Here is a 21,113-nt window from a genome sequence, read left to right as displayed (position 1 = left end):
CCTACCTTAACGATTCAGCTTCGGGGCTTATTGATGTGCATCAAATACATCTTCGCATACCACTTAATGAGTAGATATTTGATTTTTATTGGTTTTTATAAGTAGTGGATATAACAGGCTTTTCTGGTTTGCAGAAATTGTGTACAAAAAGAGAGGTCTTTTTGCCTGCTCGTCTGATCCGAAATAGCAGACGAAAACAGAGGGAGTAGCGTGATGTCTACAGCACCGCTTTGGTTAGTCCAGAATGTGCATTTACCGGGTCGCGATGGTGTGTGGCAAATTGCGATCGAGAACGGGCGCTTTGGTGATATTACGCCAATGGGGTCGTCGCACAGCGACAGTTATGAGGTGCTGAATGCGCGCGGCGGGTTGGCGTTGCCGCCATTTATTGAGCCGCATATTCATCTCGACACGACACAAACCGCCGGGGAGCCGAACTGGAATCAATCCGGTACGTTGTTTGAAGGCATTGAGCGCTGGGCCGAGCGCAAGGCGCTGCTCAGCCACGACGATGTGAAGCGCCGTGCGTGGCAAACCCTGAAATGGCAAATGGCCAACGGCGTGCAGTATGTCCGCACCCATGTTGATGTTTCCGACCCTTCTTTGACGGCATTAAAAGCGATGCTGGAAGTGAAAGCCGAAGTGGCGCCATGGATAACTTTGCAAATTGTCGCTTTTCCGCAGGAAGGGATTCTCTCCTACCCCAATGGCGCAGCGTTACTGGAAGAGGCGCTTCGGTTAGGCGCGGATGTGGTGGGGGCGATCCCGCATTTTGAATTTACCCGGGAGTATGGCGTCGAATCGCTGCATATTGCCTTTGCGCTGGCGCAGAAGTATGACCGCCCGCTGGATATTCACTGCGATGAAATTGATGATGAGCAGTCGCGCTTTGTGGAAACGGTCGCGGCGCTGGCGTTAAAAATGGGTATTGGCCCGCGAGTGACGGCCAGCCATACCACGGCCATGCACTCTTACAACGGGGCTTATACCTCTCGTTTGTTCCGCTTGTTAAAACTTTCCGGCATTAACTTTGTTGCTAATCCGCTGGTCAATATTCATTTGCAGGGGCGCTTTGATGATTACCCCAAACGCCGGGGCATTACGCGGGTAAAAGAGCTGCTGGCTGCGGGGATTAATGTCTGCTTCGGTCACGATGATGTGTTCGATCCGTGGTATCCGCTGGGCACAGGCAATATGTTACAGGTACTGCATATGGGGCTGCATGTTTGCCAGCTTATGGGCTATCAGCAAATTGATGAGGGGCTGCGCTTAATCACCCATAACAGCGCCCGTACCTTTGGTCTGACAGAGTACGGCATTGTTCCAGGCAATCCGGCAAATATGATTATCTTACCGGTGGAAAGCGGCTTTGACGCGGTGCGTTGCCAGGCGCCGGTACGCTGGTCGATTCGCCAGGGGCGGGTGATTGCCACTACGCAACCGGCGCAAACCTGGGTACAGACGGACTGTGGCGGTGAAGAGGTGGTTTTCAGCCGTCATAACGCACAAAAATAGCGATTCATCAGGCAGTATGCTTTTACAAAGCGCTGCCTGGTGTTACATATGTTTCCAAATACGTAAAATTGAGTAAAAGGCTGGCCTGCTGGCTGACTGCTCTTTAGAATCAAGCCACTCGCTTTCTTTACTGCTCTTCGTTAAGGAAACCTAATGGTTAAATCGACTCTGGCGGCCGTTGCGGCTGTTTTTGCGCTTTCTGGTCTCTCCTCTGCTGCGTTCGCCGCAAAAGGCGACCCTCATGTTCTGCTCACCACTTCTGCAGGTAATATCGAACTGGAGCTGAACAACCAGAAAGCCCCTGTGTCGGTAAAAAATTTCCTTGATTATGTGAACAACGGTTTTTACAACAACACGACGTTTCACCGTGTGATCCCGGGGTTTATGATTCAGGGCGGGGGTTTTAACGAGCAGATGCAGCAAAAGCAGCCTAATCCGCCGATCAAAAACGAAGCTGACAACGGTTTACGCAATACTCGCGGTACCATTGCGATGGCGCGCACAGCAGATAAAGACAGCGCCACCAGCCAGTTCTTTATCAACGTTGCAGATAATGCTTTCCTCGATCATGGCCAGCGCGATTTTGGCTATGCCGTTTTCGGTAAAGTTGTGAAAGGCATGGATGTCGCCGATAAGATTTCTCAGGTACAGACTCATGACTTCGGTCCTTATCAGAATGTCCCGTCAAAACCGATAGTTATCCTCTCCGCTAAAGTACTGCCGTAAGTCTTTTCCGCACGGGTCGGCCGGCCCGTGCTGCTTCGTCTTCTCTGCGTAACGCAAAATTGCTGCTTATACTTGTGGCAACTGTGTGAAACAGGGAGGCGCTATGACCAAAAAACTCACCGACAGGCAAAAATCCCGTCTCTGGGAGCAGCAGCGCAACGCCAATTTCCAGGCCAGCAGGCGTCTGGAGGGGGTCGATACCCCGCTGGTGACGCTCACTACCGCCGAAGCGAACGCGCGTCTTGATGAACTCAGGAGGCACTATGAGCGATAAATTTGGCGACGGGCGCGATCCCTATCTCTACCCCGGTTTGAACGTGATGCGTAATGTGCTGGGCATCCGGCAAGCGCAACGGCTGGAACAGGCTGCGTATGAATTGACGGCCTTACGTGCGGCAACGCTGGAGCTTGGCCCGCTTGCGCGGGGGCTGCCGCATTTGTGCGCTATCCATCATCATCTCTATCAGGACGTCTTTGATTGGGCCGGGCAGTTTCGTGAGGTCGATATCTATCAGGGTGATACACGCTTTTGCCATTTCGGGTACATCGAGAAAGAGGGCAATGCGCTGATGCAGCAACTGGAAAACGAAGAGTGGCTGTGTGGCCTGGAAAAAGCGGAATTTGTCGAGCGTCTGGCCCACTTCTACTGTGAAATCAATATGCTGCATCCATTCCGCCTCGGTAATGGTATTGCGCAGCGTATTTTCTTTGAACAACTGGCGCTGCACGCTGATTTCTCGCTTGACTGGCGGGAAGCCGACCCTGCGCGCTGGGGGGCGGCGAACCAGGCCGGAGCAATGGGGGATTTAGCGCCACTCTGCGCGATCTTCAGCAAAGTAGTAAGCGAAGCCAGCGAAAGCGAGTAAACTAGCGCGGTTTGCTACCACAGAGGCCGCCATGATCCTGCTTATCGACAATTACGACTCTTTTACCTGGAACCTGTATCAATATTTCTGCGAGTTAGGGGCAAGCGTAGAGGTCAGACGTAATGATGAGATAGGGCTGGCGGATATCGCTGCGCTGGCACCGCAAAAAATCGTTATCTCACCTGGCCCTTGTACACCGGATGAGTCCGGTATTTCGTTAGACGTGATCCGCCATTACGCCGGAAAATGTCCCCTTCTTGGTGTCTGCCTTGGCCATCAGGCGATTGCGCAGGCGTTTGGCGCCACGATCGTGCGCGCGGCAAAAGTGATGCACGGTAAAACCTCGCCAATCAGCCATGATGGCACTGGGGTGTTTACCGGCCTTAATAATCCATTAACCGTCACGCGATACCATTCACTGGTTATCGATCCGCGTACGTTATCCGGCGACTTTGTGGTCACGGCGTGGAGTGAAAGCGGTGAAATTATGGGGATCCGTCATCGACAGTGGGATCTGGAAGGAGTGCAGTTTCACCCGGAAAGCATCCTGAGCGAGCAAGGGCATCAGCTACTGAAAAACTTCCTCAGTCGGTGATTTGTGGTTGCCATGCAGTGATTTTTTATGCATATTTCGTGATTATATTTTCATAATCAATGCTGCATATTAATAGGTGGGCATGACATGGCAACTCAGCAAGACGCAATTACGCGCGCAACATTCGATGACGTTATTCTGCCAATTTACGCACCAGCCGAGTTTATCCCGGTGAAGGGAAAAGGCAGCCGTGTGTGGGATCAGCAGGGTAAAGAGTATGTTGATTTTGCAGGTGGTATTGCCGTCACGGCGTTAGGTCATTGCCATCCGGCGCTGGTGGAAACGCTGAAAACGCAGGGGGAAACCCTGTGGCATACCAGCAATGTGTTCACTAACGAACCGGCGCTGCGCCTGGCGCGGAAACTGATTGACGCCACGTTTGCCGAGCGCGTGGTGTTTATGAACTCGGGTACTGAAGCCAACGAAACCGCATTTAAGCTGGCGCGTTTTTATGCATCTACGCGCCATAGCCCATATAAAACCAAAATCATCGCTTTTCATCATGCCTTCCATGGCCGTTCACTGTTCACCGTGAGCGTGGGGGGGCAACCGAAGTACTCCGACGGCTTTGGTCCGAAACCGGCAGACATTATCCATGTACCGTTTAACGATCTGCATGCGGTAAAAGCGGTGATGGACGATCACACCTGTGCGGTGGTGGTTGAGCCGATACAGGGTGAAGGCGGCGTTACGGCGGCGTCACCGGAGTTTCTTAAAGGCTTACGTGAACTGTGCGACCAGCACGATGCGTTGCTGGTGTTTGATGAAGTCCAGTGCGGTATGGGACGTTGTGGTGAGCTGTTTGCTTATATGCACTATGGCGTCACGCCAGACATTCTCACCAGTGCGAAAGCGCTGGGCGGTGGTTTCCCCATCAGCGCCATGCTGACCACGCATGAGATTGCCAGCGTGTTCCATGCTGGTTCACACGGTTCGACGTACGGCGGCAACCCGCTGGCGTGCGCCGTTGCTGGTACGGCGTTTGATATTATCAATACGCCAGACGTGCTGAGCGGAGTGAATGAAAAACGCCAGCTGTTTGTTAAACATTTGCAGCAAATCGGCGAGAAATTCGACCTGTTCAGCGATATTCGCGGTATGGGACTGTTGGTTGGCGCAGAGTTAAAAGCAGCGTACAAAGGCCGCGCTCGCGATTTCCTCTACGCGGCGGCCGATGCGGGCGTAATGGTGCTGAATGCCGGCCCGGATGTGATGCGCTTTGCGCCTTCGCTGGTGATAGACGAGCAGGACATTAACGAAGGGATGAACCGTTTTGCCGCTGCGGTGGCGAAAGTGGTCAACGGCTAACCCCGCAGGCTGCGGGTCAACCAGATGCCATGATGTGGGCGCTGACGCCATGCTACCGACGAAATGGTATGCATGGTGTTCAGATGCCCGAGCACCCGCTGTAGATGTTGCTCCAGGGTGCTCATCGGCCCGTGGGTCAATGTCTCCGGCGCCTCCAGAATATTCACATCCCCCGACTCGCCCGGCCCGTCATACTCCAGTCGCTGCTGGCAGCGTTGCAGGGCAATTTCACAGGATTGCAAATAGCGTTGTGCCAGATCCGGCGTCAGCATGGTGTGTTCGCGTGCGAGGGTCGTCATGGCGTTGATATGCTCAACAATAAACTGGCTGTGTGTCACCCAGAGCTTCATGTCCTCAAGGTAGCGGGTATTGAATCCCGGCTCGAGCATGGCCTGATTCAGTGAGTTGAACAGCGCATTGTGCGCCTGGTTGACGCGCATCCGTTGCCAGGCCAGCGGAGTGGGCTTCGGGTTATCGCTGAGTATCAGGCGAATAGCCTCCTGGTAGGTTTCCAGCGCGTCATGAGCGTTCTGCCGCAACAGACCACTTTGCCATTGCGGCCATAGCCAGACCATGCCGCCGAAGGCAATCAGGCAACCGAGCAGCGTATCGATCAGTCTGGCGACAATAAACTCCTCGCCGTTGAGCGTCAGCAGTTGCAGGGTATACACGGCGGTAATGGTAAAGCCGACCATCGCCCAGCCGTAGTTCTTACGGATGATCAGATAGCTTATCAGGGTGATCAGCAACATGGCCGCCAGCGTGACGCCGAGCGGTACGTGAAAGTGCAGGGCAATCCCGGCAATCATCAGCCCGGCGAGCGTGCCGGCCGCCCGGTGCACAATACGCACCCGTGTTGCACCATAGCCATTTTGCGTCACAAACATGATAGTCATCATGATCCAGTACGGCTTCGGCAAATGCAGTGCGCTCCCCATCAGACTGGCAATGCTGAGCATCACGCTGATACGCGCAGCATTACGCAACGCCGCAGATTTCAATGATAAATAACTTTTGAGCGCCGGAATGAGCGGCAGGCGCCGCTGCTTTTCTGCCATTAAATCGCGCAGATAGAGCGGACGCTGGGTTCGCAGCACACGGGCGATACGGCTAAAGTGCCAGGCGCAAAACTGCCCGACCGGGTTTTCCGGATGCTGGCGGGCGATTTTTTCCAGCGCGCCAACCTGCTTGTCCATGGTGAAGCGTGTCGGATAGCGATGATAGAGAATGTCATCCGCCAGGACGCGCAGGCGGGCGGAGACGGTTTGTGCATTCCAGCGGATCACCTGTTCAGCATGGGTCTGTTCCACCAGTTTTTGCACCTCTTCCGGCTGGTGCAGGCTGACAGAAATATGCTCCTGTAAATCCAACGCCATCTGGAAGACGCGCAGCAGACGTTTGTAATCATTGTGTTGATTGGCCGCCAGCATATGCAGTTGCTGATAGCACGTACTTATCATATCCACCGCTTTTTGTTGGCGTGCGAGTAGCGGCGGCAAGGCTTTTTCCGGATCGGCATGTTGCGTCAACAAGCTGTATTTGGCTTCGCAATAATCAGCCAGTTGCCGGTAGAGCAGGCTGAGTGATTCGCGCAGCGGCTGTTCGCGCCACATCCAGAACCAGAACCAGTTAAACGCGCCGTACCAGAGTGTACCCAGTGCATAAATTAGCAGGGGCTCCCACACGGGCATACTGCCCGCAAGACTCAGCGTGAAGATGGCGGCTATCAGCGACGCAGGCAGCAGCCGCCCGTGCAATGCGCTGATCTCGGCGGTCACACCGAGCAGTAAAGTGAGAACGGTAAAAATCAGCGGCAGAGGCAGGGCTTCGGCCAGCAGAAGCTGTACGGCAAGACTGCATCCGGCAAACAGCGAACCGCCAATAATCAGACGTTTAAAGAAGCGTTTATGCGGGGTATCAAGACCGGCAATATTGCAGCAGGCAGGAACCAGAGAAAACAGCAGGCCCTGTTGGAGATGGCCGACGATTAACCCAATCGCCACGGGCAAACATAACACCAGCGTTTGTCGCAGTGCATAGTTGATTTCGGGGTGATAAATCAGCCTGCGCCACATGAGGAAACAAAAACGGCGCGCCGGATGATCAACGCGCCGTTTTGTGGATTAACGGGTTCCGTAAACCACGATGGTTTTACCGTGGGCGGAGATCAGGTTCTGATCTTCCAGCATTTTCAGAATACGGCCCACCGTTTCACGGGAGCAACCGACGATCTGACCAATTTCCTGACGGGTAATTTTAATTTGCATGCCGTCCGGGTGGGTCATGGCATCCGGCTGTTTCGCCAGGTTCAACAGTGTTTGTGCGATACGACCTGTTACGTCCAGGAAGGCGAGGTTACCCACTTTCTCCGACGTGACCTGCAGGCGGCGCGCCATTTGCGAGGAGAGACGCATCAGAATGTCCGGGTTAACCTGGATCAACTGACGGAATTTTTTGTAGGAGATTTCGGCCACTTCACATGCGGTCTTAGCGCGTACCCATGCACTGCGCTCCTGACCTTCTTCGAACAGTCCCAGTTCACCGATAAAGTCTCCCTGATTCAGGTAGGAGAGAATCATCTCTTTCCCTTCCTCATCCTTGATCAGCACTGCCACTGAGCCTTTGACGATGTAATACAACGTTTCCGCTTTTTCACCCTGGTGAATCAGCGTGCTCTTCGACGGGTACTTATGAATGTGGCAATGAGACAAGAACCATTCGAGAGTCGGGTCTGTTTGCGGTTTGCCAAGCACCATGCGCGATTATCCTCTGTTATAAGCTGTCTCCAGACACAGGATGTGCACCCTGCGTCTGGGGTTGCAATCTAAACACGCTATCATTCGACTTCGTGTCTTCGCTTCCAAAATCCTCGGAAGTGGACCGTCAGCGTTATCTGCGGCCTCTAATCAATGATGTCCTTTGCGTACATGCGTAATGTCAATGTATCTCTGTAGCATCCAGATTGTTTTAGCATAGCTTTTACCGCATGTCTCCTGGTGTCTCGCTTCAGCATGACGCAGGTCGCCTTCCGTTGCGACTTTTGTTATGTGCGCGTAATCTGTAAAGAAAATTGCAACTCCGGAGTAAATCAAAATGCAGGCTCGTGTGAAATGGGTGGAAGGGTTAACGTTCCTCGGTGAGTCCGCATCGGGTCACCAAATCCTGATGGACGGCAACTCAGGTGACAAAGCGCCAAGCCCGATGGAAATGGTGCTGATGGCCGCAGGCGGATGCAGCGCGATCGACGTGGTTTCTATCCTGCAAAAAGGGCGTCATAACGTGACGGACTGCGAAGTGAAACTGACGTCGGAACGTCGCGAAGAAGCGCCGCGTCTGTTTACGCATATCAATCTGCACTTTATTGTCACCGGCCACGATCTGAAAGATGCGGCGGTTTCCCGGGCGGTGGATCTGTCGGCGGAGAAGTATTGCTCTGTGGCGTTGATGCTGGAAAAAGCGGTGAACATCACCCATTCCTACGAAGTCATCGAAGCCTGACGGACGATGCCCGGTAGCGTCAGGCTTACCGGGCATAATTCGACCACTGCTATTTGATCTTTTTCCCTTCCATCAGCCGTTGCACCAGTGGTGTCATAATCAGCTCCATCGCCAGCCCCATCTTGCCGCCCGGCACCACCAGCGTGTCCATATGGGAAATAAACGAACCTTGCAGCATCGCTAATAACCACGGGTAATCTATCCCTTCCAGATTGCGGAAATGGATCACCACAAAACTCTCATCCAGCGAGGGAATGCCTTTTGCCGCAAACGGGTTTGAGGTATCGACGGTCGGGACGCGCTGGAAGTTAATATGGGTGCGGGAAAATTGCGGGGTGATGAAGTTGATATAGTCTTCCATTGAACGCACGACGGAGTCCATCACCGCTTCGCGAGAATGCCCGCGCTCGCTGGTATCGCGCACCAGCTTTTGGATCCACTCCAGGTTAACAATCGGCACCACGCCAACCAACAAGTCCACATAACGCGACACGTCATGCTGCGGCGTCACAACGCCGCCATGCAGCCCTTCGTAAAACAGCACATCTGTGGGTTCCGGCAAGGGTTGCCAGGGGGTAAACGTACCCGGCACCTGATTCCACGGCACGGCTTCATCGTAGGTATGGAGATATTTCCGCGCCTGGCCTTTTCCGGTCTGACCATACTCGCTAAAGGTTTGCTCCAGCAGCCCAAAATCATTTGCTTCCGGGCCAAAGTAGCTGATATGCCGCCCAAGATCGCGGGCTTTGCGGATCGCCATATCCATTTCCGGGCGGGTAAAGCGATGAAAACTGTCGCCTTCCACCTCGGCGGCCTGCATACCAAGCTGGGCGAAGATTTTACGGAAGGCAAGGCTGGTGGTGGTGGTTCCCGCACCGCTGGAACCGGTGACGGCAATAACCGGGTGTTTGGCGGACATAGCAACTCCCTGAATCAACGATTGTTTTCAGTATAGCCAGCCGCCCGGCACCCTGTTAGTCCCGGAACTGCCCGCGCGGCATAATATTTACCGTCTCGTGCAGTTCAGACCACACCAGCACGGCTTCACCGCGTTGCAGTTGCCGTTTAACGTCGGCGACCTTTTGTTCAAGCGAACGTTCATGTTCACCATAATCGGTGCCTTCGCGCAAGACAAAGCTCTCAATAAGATTGTCCAGCGTTTCGGTTGCGATATCTTGCCAGGGAATGATCATTTGGACTCCAGATAAGTGGATAGCCAGTCCGGAATACGCGTTTCGAGCCACATTTCCGGGTGGCGTAATGTTCCGCCGACAAAACCAACATGACCCCCGTGTTCAGTCAATTGGTACTCAATATTCGCCGGCAAATGCCCGATATCCGGGATCACGTTATGATCCATAAATGGATCATCTTTGGCGTGAATGATCAGCGTCGGTTTGCGAATATCCGGCAGTACCGGCATTGCGCTACAGCGGCGATAGTAGTCCAGCGCGTCGGCAAAGCCGTGAATTTTCGCAGTGATCAAATCGTCAAACTCGCGGATGCGCCGCACTTTGCGCAGCGCCGACAGCGTTAACGGCAGTGACCCCGGGTAAGCACGTAACTTTCGCGCCGCATTGGCTTTCAGCAAGTTCAGCAAGTAGCGCTGATAGACGCGGGAGAAACCTTTATCCATGTGGTAGCTGCACGCTTCCAGCACCAGTGGTGCTGACACAATCACCGCCGCATCGACTGGCAGGTTGTCATCTGCTTTCGCCAGCAGACAGCCGAGCATGTTGCCGCCAAGCGAGTAACCGACTGCCGCCGTCGGCGCTGCGCCAAACGTTTCGCGCAGCCAGTGCAAAAACCAGGTGCCATCTTCGGTTTCACCAGAGTGATAGATGCGGTTGAGTCGATTAGGGATGCCGCTACAGCCGCGGAAATGCATCACCACACCCAGCCAGCCGCGCTGTTTGGCCGCATAAACCAGACCGTGGGCATAAGGGCTGTGCAGGCTGCCCTCAAGACCGTGAAAGACCACCAAACGCGGTTTATGCCGCGCCTGATACGGTTCTTCACTCCAGGCGAGATCAACAAAATCGCCATCCGGCAGCTCAAGGCGCTGCCACCACGGCTCAAACTGCAGGCGACGACGTAAAAGACGTGGCAGCATCGTTTGTAGATGCGGATTACGCGCACCCGGCATCGGATGAAAGTTGTGCGCGTCTCCCTGATTTTCAAGGAAATTTGCCGGTGTAATATCTGCCATCTTAATAAGAAATTTAAGTTAATAGACGGTTATTATACTTGCTAACAATTAGGCTGTTTAATACTTTGCTGCTGTTGTAACGTATTAGCCTTTGCAGGCAGCTTCATAAAGACTTCAGAAAAGCAGCGATTACATTACCGCTGTCTGCCATTTACCCATTGAGGACGTATTGGATGACGGAAAATACCTCGCTTGACCTCGCAACGCCGCAGCAAGTAAACCAGTCGATGAATGACCTGCCGGGCAGTGAGCATTTAACCCCGGCGGATCACGCGCAAATCCAGCATATTGTCGAAGCGATCAATATTACCGACCCGGCCTTTTCGTTGGGTTTTGGCGCAAAAACCATGAACAGCATCTCGCAGTTCTCCGACTCCCTGATGCAGGAAGTGCGGGCAAAAGATGCGGGCATTATCGGTACGCAACTGACCGAGTTGCTGCAAAAAATCAAAGGGGTGGACATCAACGCCTTTGAGCAAAAACCGGGCTTTCTCGCCTCACTGCCGCTGCTGGGATCGCTGTTTAATCGCATTGAGCGCACGTTGCTGGAGTACCAGACGCTGTCTCAACAGGTGGAAAGCATCACCGCAAAGCTGAATGACGCGATGGTTGATTTATTACGCAATATTTCCGTGCTCGAGACGCTCTTTGAGCGTAACCGCGAGGTTTTTCAGCAAATTACGCTGCACATTATTGCCGGTAAGCAAAAGCTGGAGCAGATAAAACAGAATGAACTGCCCGCTTTGCAGGCACAGGCAGCATCGGACCCGATGAACGCGCAGCGCGTGCGCGATCTGCTGGAAGGTATTCAGCGCTTTGAGCGTCGCCTGAATGATTTGATGGTATCGCGCACGATTGCGATGCAGTCCGCCCCGCAAATTCGCCTGATGCAGAGCAACAGCCAGTCACTGGCAGAAAAGATCCAAAGCAGCATTCTTTCCACCATTCCGGTATGGAAAAGCCAGATAGCGCTGGCCATGTCACTGCAAACCCAGCGTCAGGCGGCGAAACTGCAAAAAGAGGTGGCGGATACCACCAATGATTTACTGCGCCGCAATGCGGAAATGCTGCAAACCGGCACGCTGGAAACGGCGCGTGAGGTGGAGCGGTCAGTGGTGGATATCGACACCCTGCGCGATGTGCAGTCGCGGTTGCTGAGTACCATTGAAGAGTCGGTGAAAATTGCTACTGACGCACGTCAACGCCGGTCTGAAGTAGAAAAAGAGCTACTCACAATGGAAAACGATCTGCGCGATCGCCTGGCAAGCATAAGCCGCGACCCGGCCCGCCAGCCTTAAGTCAGGGAAGATAGCATGATTGAAAAGTTAGCCGCCGCACTCAATAAGATGCGCTCTACGCGCCTGCGGCGCTTCTCGCTGCAGGTTTTTGTGTTTTATCTCGCCGGTATCTACGCCGCTATTTTTGTCCGTTGGGCGAAGGAGAGCCAGTTAGCTTACGCGCCGGATAACACGCTGGGCGCCACCATGTCTATCCTCTGCTGGGTAGGGTTTGTCATTCTTTACCGTACGCTGGTTTATGACCGTATCGCGTTCTATGCGGGCCTGATTGCCGGTTTTACATGGCTCTTATTCGGCGATGCTGTGGTGATGCCATTTTGGGCCGGAAGTATGGCGCTGCTGGTCCATCTTTACCGCAGCCGACGGGATTTCTCACCCCTTCTTATCTGGTACCTGTTTATCGCCACTGTCCCGACAATCGCGGCGTATACCGATCAATACTCCCTGATGGCGCATCCTTTCTATCTGGTGCTTTTTGTCGTTTTGCTGCTCGCTTACTTCGTATATGAATACGCACAAAAGGTTAACGCCCGCAGAAAGGCGGCAATAGAGGCGATGCGCGAAGAGGCTGAACTGGCGAAAGAGGAGGTCGCTTTCACCGAGCAAACGCTGGATCAGCAGATTGCACGGCTGGAAAAAATGGCGAAACTGCCTGAGCTGGTACAACAAGAGCTGACGGATATCACCGCCGCCGCGCGGCTGATTCGTCACTGTATGGAAACCGATAAAAGGGATAGCGAGCCAGGGCGGCAGTTTTTACAACGCTATCTGCCTATCGTGGAGAACATCGTTACTAAAGGACAAACCCTTGCCAGACAACTGGAAGATCCTGAAAAGCGCCAGCAGTCGATAACGGAACAGCTTGATGCGCTGGCATCCCTTAGACAGGCGTTTCGTCAGCATCACCAGAAGCTGCTGGAAAATGACTCGGACGATCTCAGCATCGAGATCAAAGTGCTGGAAAAAATCCTCAAAACTGACGGTTATAACACCTGACCGAACGCCCGCCGCCGTGCGGGCGTTTTACTTCCCGGCCATCAATCTTTTTCCCTTCGCAATAATGGCTTAAGACACGTTATGCGCAGCGGTTGGTTTAATCGGTTAATAAATTGCGCGAAAACAGGTGGATATCAACATCCGGTTTACGCCGCCACAGCCGCGCTTTTCGTGCCCCGGTCGCCACGCTTTCCCCGGTTTCTTCAAACATGCCGGACGCTTCAAAACGGCGGATCAGACTTTTACGCTGAATAGGCTGGCCAAGAATAATCTCGGTCGCTTCCTGGAGTTGCGTCTGTGTGAACGTTTCCGGCAGACAGTAAACCGGCAGGAGCGAGTACATGGTTTTCTGTCGTAACCGGTGCTGCGCCGCCTGAATAATATCACGATGATCGAAGGCCAGCTCATACTGATCCAGTTCACTGACCGGCACCCATTTGGCATTGCTGACGCTGGCAATGTGCGGTGCGCAAGAAACCCACGAGATCAGGGCGAACCAGGCAACGGTCAGGCTCCAGCCGCGCGGGTCGCGCTGTGGACCGGAAAAGGTATCCAGTTGTTCAAGCCAGGAGGGAGATACGCCGGTTTTCTCGATCAGCTTACGCAGCGCCGTGGCGCGGGTGGAATCGTCCTTCGCCATATCAATAAAACCACCGGGTAACCCCCAACGCCCTTGTTGCGGCTGGCTGGCACGCTCAACCAACAATACGCAAAGTACCTGCTGATGCAGGGTAAACAACACACTGTCGACCGTCACCAAAGGTGAAGGAAAACGGCTGGCATCATAAGAGTCAAGATACTCTGCTTCGCTGATCATCGCTTACTCGCTTAATTTCACACGTCCCAAGTTTATCAGCCTGCCAAAGTGCGGCAAGCTAACTTTTAATCCATTATTTTTCAGCTTGTTAGCTTCTTTCTGTGTGGTACATACAAAAAACGCTTGCATTAATAGTGTCTCATGGACAATATTAAAAGTGTCCAAGAGACATAATTAAGTAAATGTGAGGTGAATGATGGCGAGCAGAATTGAGTTGTTTATGGATAATCAGCAGGTTGATGTGACGCACGGCGTTTTTCCGGATGGTGCCGTATGGCTGAAAGTCACGGGTACGCTGCCATCCTTCGCCCGCGTTATGCGTATCCGTGTGGCCGCCATGCGTGATATGAACGATTTTATGCTGCTGGCGCAACTGGTCGAGGCGGTACGCCACGTTACAGATATCAACATCAGCCATCTGGAGCTGGCCTGGCTGCCATGGGCGCGTCAGGATCGGCATATGGTGACAGGCGACAGCTTTGCGCTGAAAGTGTTCGCTAACCAACTGAACACCCTGAATTTCGATAAAGTGTTTATCCTCGATCCGCACAGCGATGCCGCCGCCGCAGCCATTCATCACTGTGTCGCCATTGCGCAGGAAACCTGCCTGTTACAGAGCGAAACGCTGCGCCGCGCCATTCGTCAGGGCGAACTGATGCTGGTGGCACCGGATGCGGGCGCACTGAAGAAAATCCACAACGTGGCGAAAGCCAGCGGTGCGCAGACCTACGCCATTCTGACGAAGGCGCGCGATGTGGCGACTGGTAATCTGACAGGGTTTGCGCTGGTCTCAGGCGATGTGGCAGGAAAAGATCTGCTAATTGTTGATGACCTCTGCGATGCAGGCGGCACGTTTATTGGCTCAGCTCAGGTACTGCGCGATGCAGGCGCTCGCAGCGTCAGCCTGTATGTTACGCACGGCGTCTTCTCTAAAGGCGTGGAGAACCTGCTCAACAACGGTATCGACGCCATTTACACCACCACGTCCTACGCTTCCCCGGAGCTTGATGAGCCGCGGGTTGAACTGATCGACATTGATACCATTTTTCGCGCTTAAGGGAGATAACACCATGAATATCAATCCAATCCTGGCTATCGACGGTTATAAAGTGTCGCACCGCGTTCAGTATCCGCAGGGGACAACGCAGGTTTATTCCAACTTCACTCCGCGCAGCGATCGTTTTTTCCAGTCGCCGGTAGCAGACGGCAAACTGGTGTTCTTTGGCCTGCAGGGTTTCCTGCAATGGTTTATGGTCGATCTGTTTAACGATGGTTTTTTTGCCCGCCCGGAAGATGACGTGGTGAACGAATACAAACAGGTGATGGACAGCTATCTCGGCAGGGATGCCGTGGCGGTGGATCACATTCGTGCGCTGCACCGTTTGGGTTACCTGCCATTGCACATCAAGTCGCTGGATGAAGGCAGTAAAGTCCCGATGAAAGTGCCGGTTCTCACCATCACTAATACCCGCGATGAGTTTTTCTGGCTGGTGAACTACCTGGAAACGGTGCTCTCCGCTGAATTGTGGAAAGCCTCCACCAATGCCACCATTGCGCACCACTACCGTAAGATCTGTGAACAGTGGGCAGAAAAAACCTGTACGGATTTATCACACCTGGATTTCCAGTGTCATGACTTCTCATTCCGTGGTATGGCGGGCCTGCACGACACCGCGCAAGCCGGAGCAGGGCATCTGCTGAGTTTTAAAGGGACAGACAGCATCCCGTCGCTGCTGTATGCCCGCGATCACTACACCGGCGGCGAAGAGTACTTCATCGGAGCCAGCATTCCGGCCACTGAACACAGCGTGATGTGTATGGGTGAACACGACCATGAAATCGAAACGTTCCGTCGCCTGATTGCCGATATATATCCGCAGGGATTTGTGTCGATTGTCTCTGATACCTGGGACTACTGGCGCGTTCTGACGGAATATACCCGCGAGCTGAAACAGATCATTCTTGGTCGCGAAGGTCGCGTAGTGTTCCGTCCGGACAGCGGCGACCCGGTGGAAATCCTCTGCGGTACCGGCGCGGATGACGATACGCGTCCAGAACGCAGCCCGGAAGAGAAAGGCTCGGTAGAAGTGCTGTGGGAAATTTTTGGCGGCACGATCAACGACAAAGGCTACAAAGTATTGGATCCGCACGTTGGCCTGATTTACGGCGACTCCATTACACTGGCACGCGCCAATGAGATCCTGCGCCGTCTGGAGGCTAAAGGGTTTGCCAGTTCGAATGTGGTGTTCGGCGTAGGCTCGTTTACTTATCAGTACAACACCCGCGATACCTTCGGTTTTGCCATGAAAGCCACCTGGGGGGCGGTAAACGGCGAAGGGCGGATGATTTTTAAAGAGCCGAAAACCGATAACGGCCTGAAACGTTCCGCACGAGGGTTATTGCGGGTAGAGCGTGACGCGCAGGGCGAATTGCAACTGCATGACGAACAGAGTTGGGAGCAGGAGCAAGGCGGTGAACTGAAAACCCGCTTCCTTGATGGCAAGCTCTACCAGACTGAACACTTCGAGCACATTCGTCAGCGTCTGGCCAGCCAGCGCTAATCTCTATAGCGGCACATTCTGTGCCGCTATAGTTCTTTTTCCCGCCGCTGAAACTGATCCACATCACAGATTGTTTCTTTGATTATTACTCTCAGGCTAATGATTTAACGACCTCCTTAATTGATGCCTTTCTCACCAGGGCGCACACTGAGTTCAGTGTTAAGCAAATCAAAATGATGAGCTGAATCAGGAGGTTAATAATGTTATCTGGGCAAACGCCAGCACAGGTATGGAACACGCGGCGCAGCGAGAAACAGCGCCGCCTGGCGTCCATCCCCGTGCAGGGGAAGGTACTGCCGACTGGCGATCTTGTCGCCATGCTGGAAAAACTGATCGCACCGGGCGACCGTGTCGTGCTGGAAGGGAACAACCAGAAGCAGGCGGATTTCCTCTCCCGCTCTCTGGCGGAAGTGAACCCGCAGAAAGTGCACGACCTGCATATGATTATGCCCAGCGTCGGCCGTAGCGAACATCTTGATATCTTCGAGAAAGGCATCGCACGCAAACTCGATTTTTCCTTCTCAGGCACCCAAAGCTTGCGCATTTCGCAATTGCTGGAAGACGGTTTGCTCGAAATCGGCGCGATCCACACTTACATCGAACTTTATTCCCGTCTGTATGTTGACCTGTGCCCAAACGTGGCGCTGATTGCCGGTTACAAAGCGGACCGCAAAGGTAATCTCTACACCGGTCCAAGTACGGAAGATACCCCGGCGCTGGTGGAAGCAGCGGCCTTTCGTGACGGTATTGTCATCGCACAAGTGAACGAACTGGTGGACGACGAATGCGATCTGCCGCGCGTGGATATTCCTGGCTCGTGGATTGACTACGTGGTTGTCGCCGATAAACCGTTCTTTATCGAACCGCTGTTCACCCGCGACCCGCGTCTGATCAAACAAGAACACATTCTGATGGCGATGATGGCCATTAAAGGCATCTATGCAGAGCATCAGGTGCAGTCGCTGAACCACGGTATCGGCTTTAACACCGCCGCCATCGAACTGCTGCTGCCGACTTACGGCGAACAGCTCGGTCTGAAAGGCAAAATCTGTAAACACTGGACGCTGAACCCGCATCCCACGCTGATCCCGGCGATTGAAAGCGGTTGGGTCGAAAGCGTGCACTGCTTCGGCGGTGAACTCGGCATGGAAGAGTACATCCGTGGGCGTCCGGACGTGTTCTTCACCGGTGCTGACGGCTCCATGCGTTCTAACCGCGCGTTCTGCCAGTTAGCAGGCCAGTATGCGGTGGACATGTTTATCGGCTCCACCTTGCAGGTCGACGGGCTGGCGAACTCCTCCACCGTTACCCGTGGTCGTCTCTCCGGTTTTGGCGGTGCGCCGAACATGGGGCATGACCCGCACGGTCGCCGTCACGCCACACCAGCATGGCTGAACATGATCACCGAAGCGGACCCGATGCAGCGCGGTAAAAAACTGGTGGTGCAGATGGTGGAAACCTTCCAGGCCGGCGCGAAACCGACCTTCGTTGAAAAACTCGACGCGGTGGACGTGGCGAAAGCCTCCGGTATGCCGCTGGCACCCGTGATGATTTACGGCGATGACGTTACCCACGTGCTGACCGAAGAGGGGATTGCTTACCTCTACCGTGCGGAAAGTATTGAAGAGCGTCGTGCGATGGTCGCCGCCGTTGCCGGTATTACTGACATCGGTCTGGGTGTGGACGCAAAACGCGTCGCGGCATTGCGCCAAAGCGGCAAGGTGGTTTACCCGGAAGATATGGGTATTCGCCGCACTGATGCGACCCGCTCGTTGCTGGCTGCCAGCAGCGTGGCTGACCTGGTGGAATGGTCTGGCGGTCTTTACAACCCACCTGCGAAATTCCGGAGCTGGTGATGAAACTTCTGCCACAGATTGCGGCTGAGGGCGGTGCCTTTCGTCTGGCGCACACCGCCACAGAATGCCTGATTGACGAAGCACGTTTAAGCCCGAAACCCGGTCTGGTGGACAGTCGGGGGAATGGCGCGCACCACGATTTAACGCTCGAACTGATGGAGCGTTCCGCGCACAGCCTGACCCCTACGTTTCAGGCGCTGGCGCAACAGAGCTGGTTGCAACCAGCAAACGTTGCGCTCAGACAAACCATAGGGCGACTCGGTCGGGAAGGTGAACAGCAGATGATGGCCGCCACCGACGGCGTGAATACCCATCGCGGTGCGATTTGGGCACTGGGCTTGTTGGTCAGCGCGGTGGCGATGTGCGGCGGCGAAGGGTCGGCGCAGGCGATTGCCAACATTGCTGCCCAACTGGCGACACTGCCGGATGATGCTGCGCCGAAGGTCTTTAGTAAAGGGCTTCGCGCCACGCACCGCTACCGGGTTCCCGGCGCGCGTGAAGAAGCACAGCAGGCGTTTCCGCACATCATGAGGTTGGCGCTGCCGCAGCTCCACCTCAGCCGCCAGCGCGGCAGCAGCGAAACCCACGCAAGGCTCGATGCACTGATGGCCATCATGACCTCGCTCAGTGACACCTGTGTGTTATCGCGCGCGGGTCTCGAAGGGCTGGAGACGATGCGCCACGGTGCGCGTGCGGTACTGCGTGCGGGTGGAGTTGCGCATCCTGACGGGCAGCAGCGGCTGGCCGAACTGGACAGGCAAATGCTGGCGCTAAACGCGTCACCGGGCGGTGCGGCAGATTTACTCGCCGCCACGCTGTTTCTCGATCGCATTACCACGCCTTATTTAGCGAATTAAGAGGAAGTTATGGAACACATTACGATAACCGTGCCTGCGGGCCGCGCCTTACGCGGTAAAGCGCTGGCAGGCGTTGTGGGCTCCGGGGATATGGAGGTGTTATTCACCGCCGGCCAGGGGCAAACACTGACAATTGATATCACCACCTCGGTGGATAACAGCCGTGGACGCTGGGAAGCCCTGTTCAACCGCCTCGGTCTGGTCAGCACCCTGCCTGCCGGCACATTGGTGATTCACGATTTCGGCGCGACGCCCGGTGTGGCGCGTATCCGCATCGAACAGGTATTCGAAGAGGTGAGCTATGCGTGACGATCGCAGTTTTATCGAACTCAAAGCGCGTCAGCGTGCCCATGCGCTGCTGGATGAAGGCAGCTACCGCGAATTACTCGATCCGTTCGAAGGCATTATCTCCCCGTGGTTAGGGCCGCAGGGCATCGTGCCGCAGGCGGATGATGGCATGGTCGTCGCTAAAGGTACCATCAATGGTCAGCCTGCGGTGGTGGTGGCCATCGAAGGCGCTTTCCAGGGCGGCAGTATGGGGGAAGTCTCCGGCGCAAAAATGGCGGCGGCGCTGGAGCTGGCAGCGGAAGATAACCGCAACGGCATCCCGACACAGGCGGTGTTGTGCCTGGAAACCGGCGGCGTGCGTTTGCAGGAAGCCAACCTCGGTCTGGCGGCGATTGCCGATATCCATGCCGCGATTGTCGATCTGCGCCGGTACACCCCGGTGGTCGGCATTATTGCCGGGACGGTTGGCTGTTTTGGTGGGATGTCCATCGCGGCGGCGTTGTGCAGCTATCTCATTGTTACCCGTGAAGCCCGCCTTGGTCTGAACGGCCCGCAGGTTATCGAGCAGGAAGCCGGGATCGAAGAGTATGACTCCCGCGACCGTCCGTTTATCTGGAGCATGACCGGTGGCGAAGTGCGTTATCGCAGCGGGCTGGTGGATGCGCTGGTCGGCGATGGTGTTAATGCGGTGAAAGCGGCAATGAAGGCGGCGATCGCCAAAGGCGTGCCTGCGCAACATCGCACCGATAAATACGATGACTATTTGCAACGTCTGAGCCAGTTCGACACCCGTAAACAAGCGGATGCAGAACAGATCAGCGCGTTGTTTGCCGGGGAGGGTAAAGCATGAGTACGACAATGAGCCGCGGCGCATTATGGCTGGAAAAACTGGCGCCCAATGCCCAACGCCTGAGCGGGCTGTGCCCGTCGGTACGAGCGGTTGACGGTGACGTTAACGGCGAAGCGGTGCGTTTTATCGCCGTGGTGCCGGATGCCAACAACCATTATCCGCGTGCGGCAAAAGGGGAAGTCGGTCTGCTGGAAGGCTGGACGCTGGCAAAAGTTGTCAGCGAAACCGTCGCCGCTGATGCCAACAGCCGCGTGAAGCGCCCGATCATCGCGGTGATTGATGTACCGAGCCAGGCTTATGGTCGTCGCGAAGAAGCGTTTGGCATTCACCAGGCGTTGGCCGGTGCGGCCGCAGCTTACGCCAATGCACGTCTGGCGGGTCACCCGGTTATCGGTTTGATCGTCGGTAAAGCGATGTCCGGTGCCTTTCTGGCGCACGGTTACCAGGCTAACCGCCTGATTGCATTCAACGACGCTGGCGTGCTGATTCACGCCATGGGCAAAGCGTCAGCGGCACGCATAACGCTGCGTACCGTCGAGGCGCTGGAAAAACTGGCCGCCACCATTCCGCCGATGGCGTATGACATCAGCAACTACGCAACACTGGGGCTGCTGGCGGATCTGCTGAATATCAGCAATCCGGATGCCCCTTCAGCAAGCGATCTGGTGCAGGTGACCGCCACGCTGCAACAGGCCATTAAAGACGCTCGTCAGGACACCTCGCTGAAAAACCGTCTGGGTGCTGACAACCGCCGTAGCTCCGCTCTTGTGCGCGAACGCATGAAAGCGAGCTGGTAAGTAAAAAGAAACCTGCCAGAGAGCAAAACCATGGGCGTGCTTGCCGCGCCCATACAGAATTTTGCTGCTGAAAATA

At 54.7% G+C, this 21,113-nt stretch carries 22 protein-coding genes; 16 read left to right on the top strand and 6 right to left on the bottom strand.

Annotated elements, in window-relative coordinates; translation table 11 throughout:
• The first annotated feature begins 213 nt into the window (after window positions 1-213).
• From GA0061071_RS22200 to argD, 6 genes are all read left to right on the top strand, one after another.
• Window positions 214-1,515 (top strand): cytosine deaminase, encoded by a 1,302-nt coding sequence (locus tag GA0061071_RS22200; protein ID WP_088236862.1) that lies wholly within the window; start codon window positions 214-216, stop codon window positions 1,513-1,515.
• Window positions 1,516-1,668: 153 nt separating this feature from the next.
• Window positions 1,669-2,241 (top strand): peptidylprolyl isomerase A, encoded by a 573-nt coding sequence (gene ppiA, locus GA0061071_RS22195; protein WP_061492888.1) that lies wholly within the window; start codon window positions 1,669-1,671, stop codon window positions 2,239-2,241.
• 103 nt (window positions 2,242-2,344) lie between these two features.
• Window positions 2,345-2,515: a YhfG family protein gene (locus GA0061071_RS22190; RefSeq protein ID WP_071889841.1), complete on the top strand. Its 171-nt coding sequence runs from the start codon at window positions 2,345-2,347 to the stop codon at window positions 2,513-2,515.
• On the top strand, window positions 2,505-3,107 hold the full coding sequence (locus GA0061071_RS22185) for a putative adenosine monophosphate-protein transferase Fic (protein WP_088236861.1): 603 nt from the start codon (window positions 2,505-2,507) through the stop codon (window positions 3,105-3,107). The genes GA0061071_RS22190 and GA0061071_RS22185 overlap by 11 nt, the downstream gene beginning before the upstream one ends.
• A gap of 31 nt (window positions 3,108-3,138) precedes the next feature.
• Window positions 3,139-3,702 carry an aminodeoxychorismate synthase component 2 gene (pabA, locus tag GA0061071_RS22180; RefSeq protein WP_061492890.1) on the top strand — a complete coding sequence of 188 codons (564 nt, stop codon included), beginning with the start codon at window positions 3,139-3,141 and terminating at the stop codon, window positions 3,700-3,702.
• A gap of 87 nt (window positions 3,703-3,789) precedes the next feature.
• Window positions 3,790-5,010, top strand: coding sequence for a bifunctional acetylornithine/succinyldiaminopimelate transaminase (gene argD, locus GA0061071_RS22175; protein ID WP_088236860.1), 1,221 nt, complete (start codon window positions 3,790-3,792; stop codon window positions 5,008-5,010).
• Here the strand turns inward: argD and GA0061071_RS22170 are convergent.
• Window positions 5,007-7,085, bottom strand: coding sequence for a YccS/YhfK family putative transporter (locus GA0061071_RS22170; protein WP_061492892.1), 2,079 nt, complete (start codon window positions 7,083-7,085; stop codon window positions 5,007-5,009). The two genes, argD and GA0061071_RS22170, sit on opposite strands and share 4 nt — an antisense overlap.
• Before the next feature lie 48 nt (window positions 7,086-7,133).
• Entirely contained in the window at window positions 7,134-7,766 is a 633-nt protein-coding gene (gene crp, locus GA0061071_RS22165) for a cAMP-activated global transcriptional regulator CRP (protein ID WP_000242758.1), read from the bottom strand.
• 337 nt (window positions 7,767-8,103) lie between these two features.
• Here crp and GA0061071_RS22160 point away from each other — a divergent pair, with 337 nt between their 5' ends.
• On the top strand, window positions 8,104-8,508 hold the full coding sequence (locus GA0061071_RS22160; protein WP_061492893.1) for an OsmC family protein: 405 nt from the start codon (window positions 8,104-8,106) through the stop codon (window positions 8,506-8,508).
• Window positions 8,509-8,557: 49 nt separating this feature from the next.
• Here GA0061071_RS22160 and GA0061071_RS22155 read toward each other — a convergent pair whose 3' ends face one another.
• From GA0061071_RS22155 to GA0061071_RS22145, 3 genes are read right to left on the bottom strand one after another with little or no spacing between them, the layout of a single operon-like run.
• A complete protein-coding gene (locus GA0061071_RS22155; RefSeq protein ID WP_061492894.1) occupies window positions 8,558-9,427 on the bottom strand; it encodes a phosphoribulokinase in 870 nt (289 codons plus the stop codon).
• Window positions 9,428-9,482: 55 nt separating this feature from the next.
• The gene (locus tag GA0061071_RS22150; RefSeq protein ID WP_061492895.1) at window positions 9,483-9,701 is read right to left on the bottom strand and encodes a YheU family protein; all 219 of its coding nucleotides are present in this window, start codon (window positions 9,699-9,701) and stop codon (window positions 9,483-9,485) included.
• Window positions 9,698-10,717, bottom strand: coding sequence for a hydrolase (locus GA0061071_RS22145; protein ID WP_061492896.1), 1,020 nt, complete (start codon window positions 10,715-10,717; stop codon window positions 9,698-9,700). The genes GA0061071_RS22150 and GA0061071_RS22145 overlap by 4 nt, the downstream gene beginning before the upstream one ends.
• Window positions 10,718-10,890: 173 nt before the next feature.
• On the opposite strand from GA0061071_RS22145, the gene GA0061071_RS22140 reads away from it, so the two are divergent.
• Together GA0061071_RS22140 and GA0061071_RS22135 are read left to right on the top strand one after the other, a co-directional pair.
• Window positions 10,891-12,015, top strand: coding sequence for a toxic anion resistance protein (locus tag GA0061071_RS22140; RefSeq protein ID WP_088236859.1), 1,125 nt, complete (start codon window positions 10,891-10,893; stop codon window positions 12,013-12,015).
• A gap of 15 nt (window positions 12,016-12,030) precedes the next feature.
• Window positions 12,031-13,011 (top strand): 5-bromo-4-chloroindolyl phosphate hydrolysis family protein, encoded by a 981-nt coding sequence (locus GA0061071_RS22135; protein ID WP_088236858.1) that lies wholly within the window; start codon window positions 12,031-12,033, stop codon window positions 13,009-13,011.
• A 97-nt stretch (window positions 13,012-13,108) separates the two neighbouring features.
• Here GA0061071_RS22135 and GA0061071_RS22130 read toward each other — a convergent pair whose 3' ends face one another.
• Window positions 13,109-13,828: an NUDIX hydrolase gene (locus GA0061071_RS22130; RefSeq protein ID WP_061492899.1), complete on the bottom strand. Its 720-nt coding sequence runs from the start codon at window positions 13,826-13,828 to the stop codon at window positions 13,109-13,111.
• A gap of 196 nt (window positions 13,829-14,024) precedes the next feature.
• Between GA0061071_RS22130 and prs the strand changes: the two genes are divergently transcribed.
• The 7 genes from prs (at window position 14,025) to mdcE (ending at window position 21,037) form a co-directional block, all read left to right on the top strand.
• Entirely contained in the window at window positions 14,025-14,885 is an 861-nt protein-coding gene (prs, locus tag GA0061071_RS22125) for a ribose-phosphate diphosphokinase (protein ID WP_061499731.1), read from the top strand.
• Window positions 14,886-14,898: 13 nt separating this feature from the next.
• Window positions 14,899-16,389: a nicotinate phosphoribosyltransferase gene (locus GA0061071_RS22120; protein WP_088236857.1), complete on the top strand. Its 1,491-nt coding sequence runs from the start codon at window positions 14,899-14,901 to the stop codon at window positions 16,387-16,389.
• A 200-nt stretch (window positions 16,390-16,589) separates the two neighbouring features.
• A complete protein-coding gene (mdcA, locus tag GA0061071_RS22110; protein ID WP_088236856.1) occupies window positions 16,590-18,245 on the top strand; it encodes a malonate decarboxylase subunit alpha in 1,656 nt (551 codons plus the stop codon).
• Window positions 18,245-19,102 carry a triphosphoribosyl-dephospho-CoA synthase gene (locus tag GA0061071_RS22105; RefSeq protein ID WP_088236855.1) on the top strand — a complete coding sequence of 286 codons (858 nt, stop codon included), beginning with the start codon at window positions 18,245-18,247 and terminating at the stop codon, window positions 19,100-19,102. The genes mdcA and GA0061071_RS22105 overlap by 1 nt, the downstream gene beginning before the upstream one ends.
• A gap of 9 nt (window positions 19,103-19,111) precedes the next feature.
• Window positions 19,112-19,411, top strand: a complete 300-nt coding sequence (gene mdcC / locus GA0061071_RS22100) for a malonate decarboxylase acyl carrier protein (RefSeq protein ID WP_088236854.1) — start codon at window positions 19,112-19,114, stop codon at window positions 19,409-19,411.
• The gene (locus GA0061071_RS22095) at window positions 19,404-20,240 is read left to right on the top strand and encodes a biotin-independent malonate decarboxylase subunit beta (protein WP_088236853.1); all 837 of its coding nucleotides are present in this window, start codon (window positions 19,404-19,406) and stop codon (window positions 20,238-20,240) included. Before mdcC ends, GA0061071_RS22095 begins: the two co-directional genes overlap by 8 nt.
• Window positions 20,237-21,037, top strand: a complete 801-nt coding sequence (gene mdcE / locus GA0061071_RS22090; RefSeq protein WP_061492905.1) for a biotin-independent malonate decarboxylase subunit gamma — start codon at window positions 20,237-20,239, stop codon at window positions 21,035-21,037. Before GA0061071_RS22095 ends, mdcE begins: the two co-directional genes overlap by 4 nt.
• The last annotated feature ends 76 nt before the right edge of the window (window positions 21,038-21,113 follow it).

Origin of the sequence: Kosakonia oryzendophytica, assembly GCF_900094925.1 — a bacterium.
In the GTDB taxonomy this organism is placed as follows: domain Bacteria; phylum Pseudomonadota; class Gammaproteobacteria; order Enterobacterales; family Enterobacteriaceae; genus Kosakonia; species Kosakonia oryzendophytica.
The sequence above is the reverse complement of the archived record's forward strand: the minus strand, read 5'-3'. Positions and strand labels throughout refer to the sequence as shown.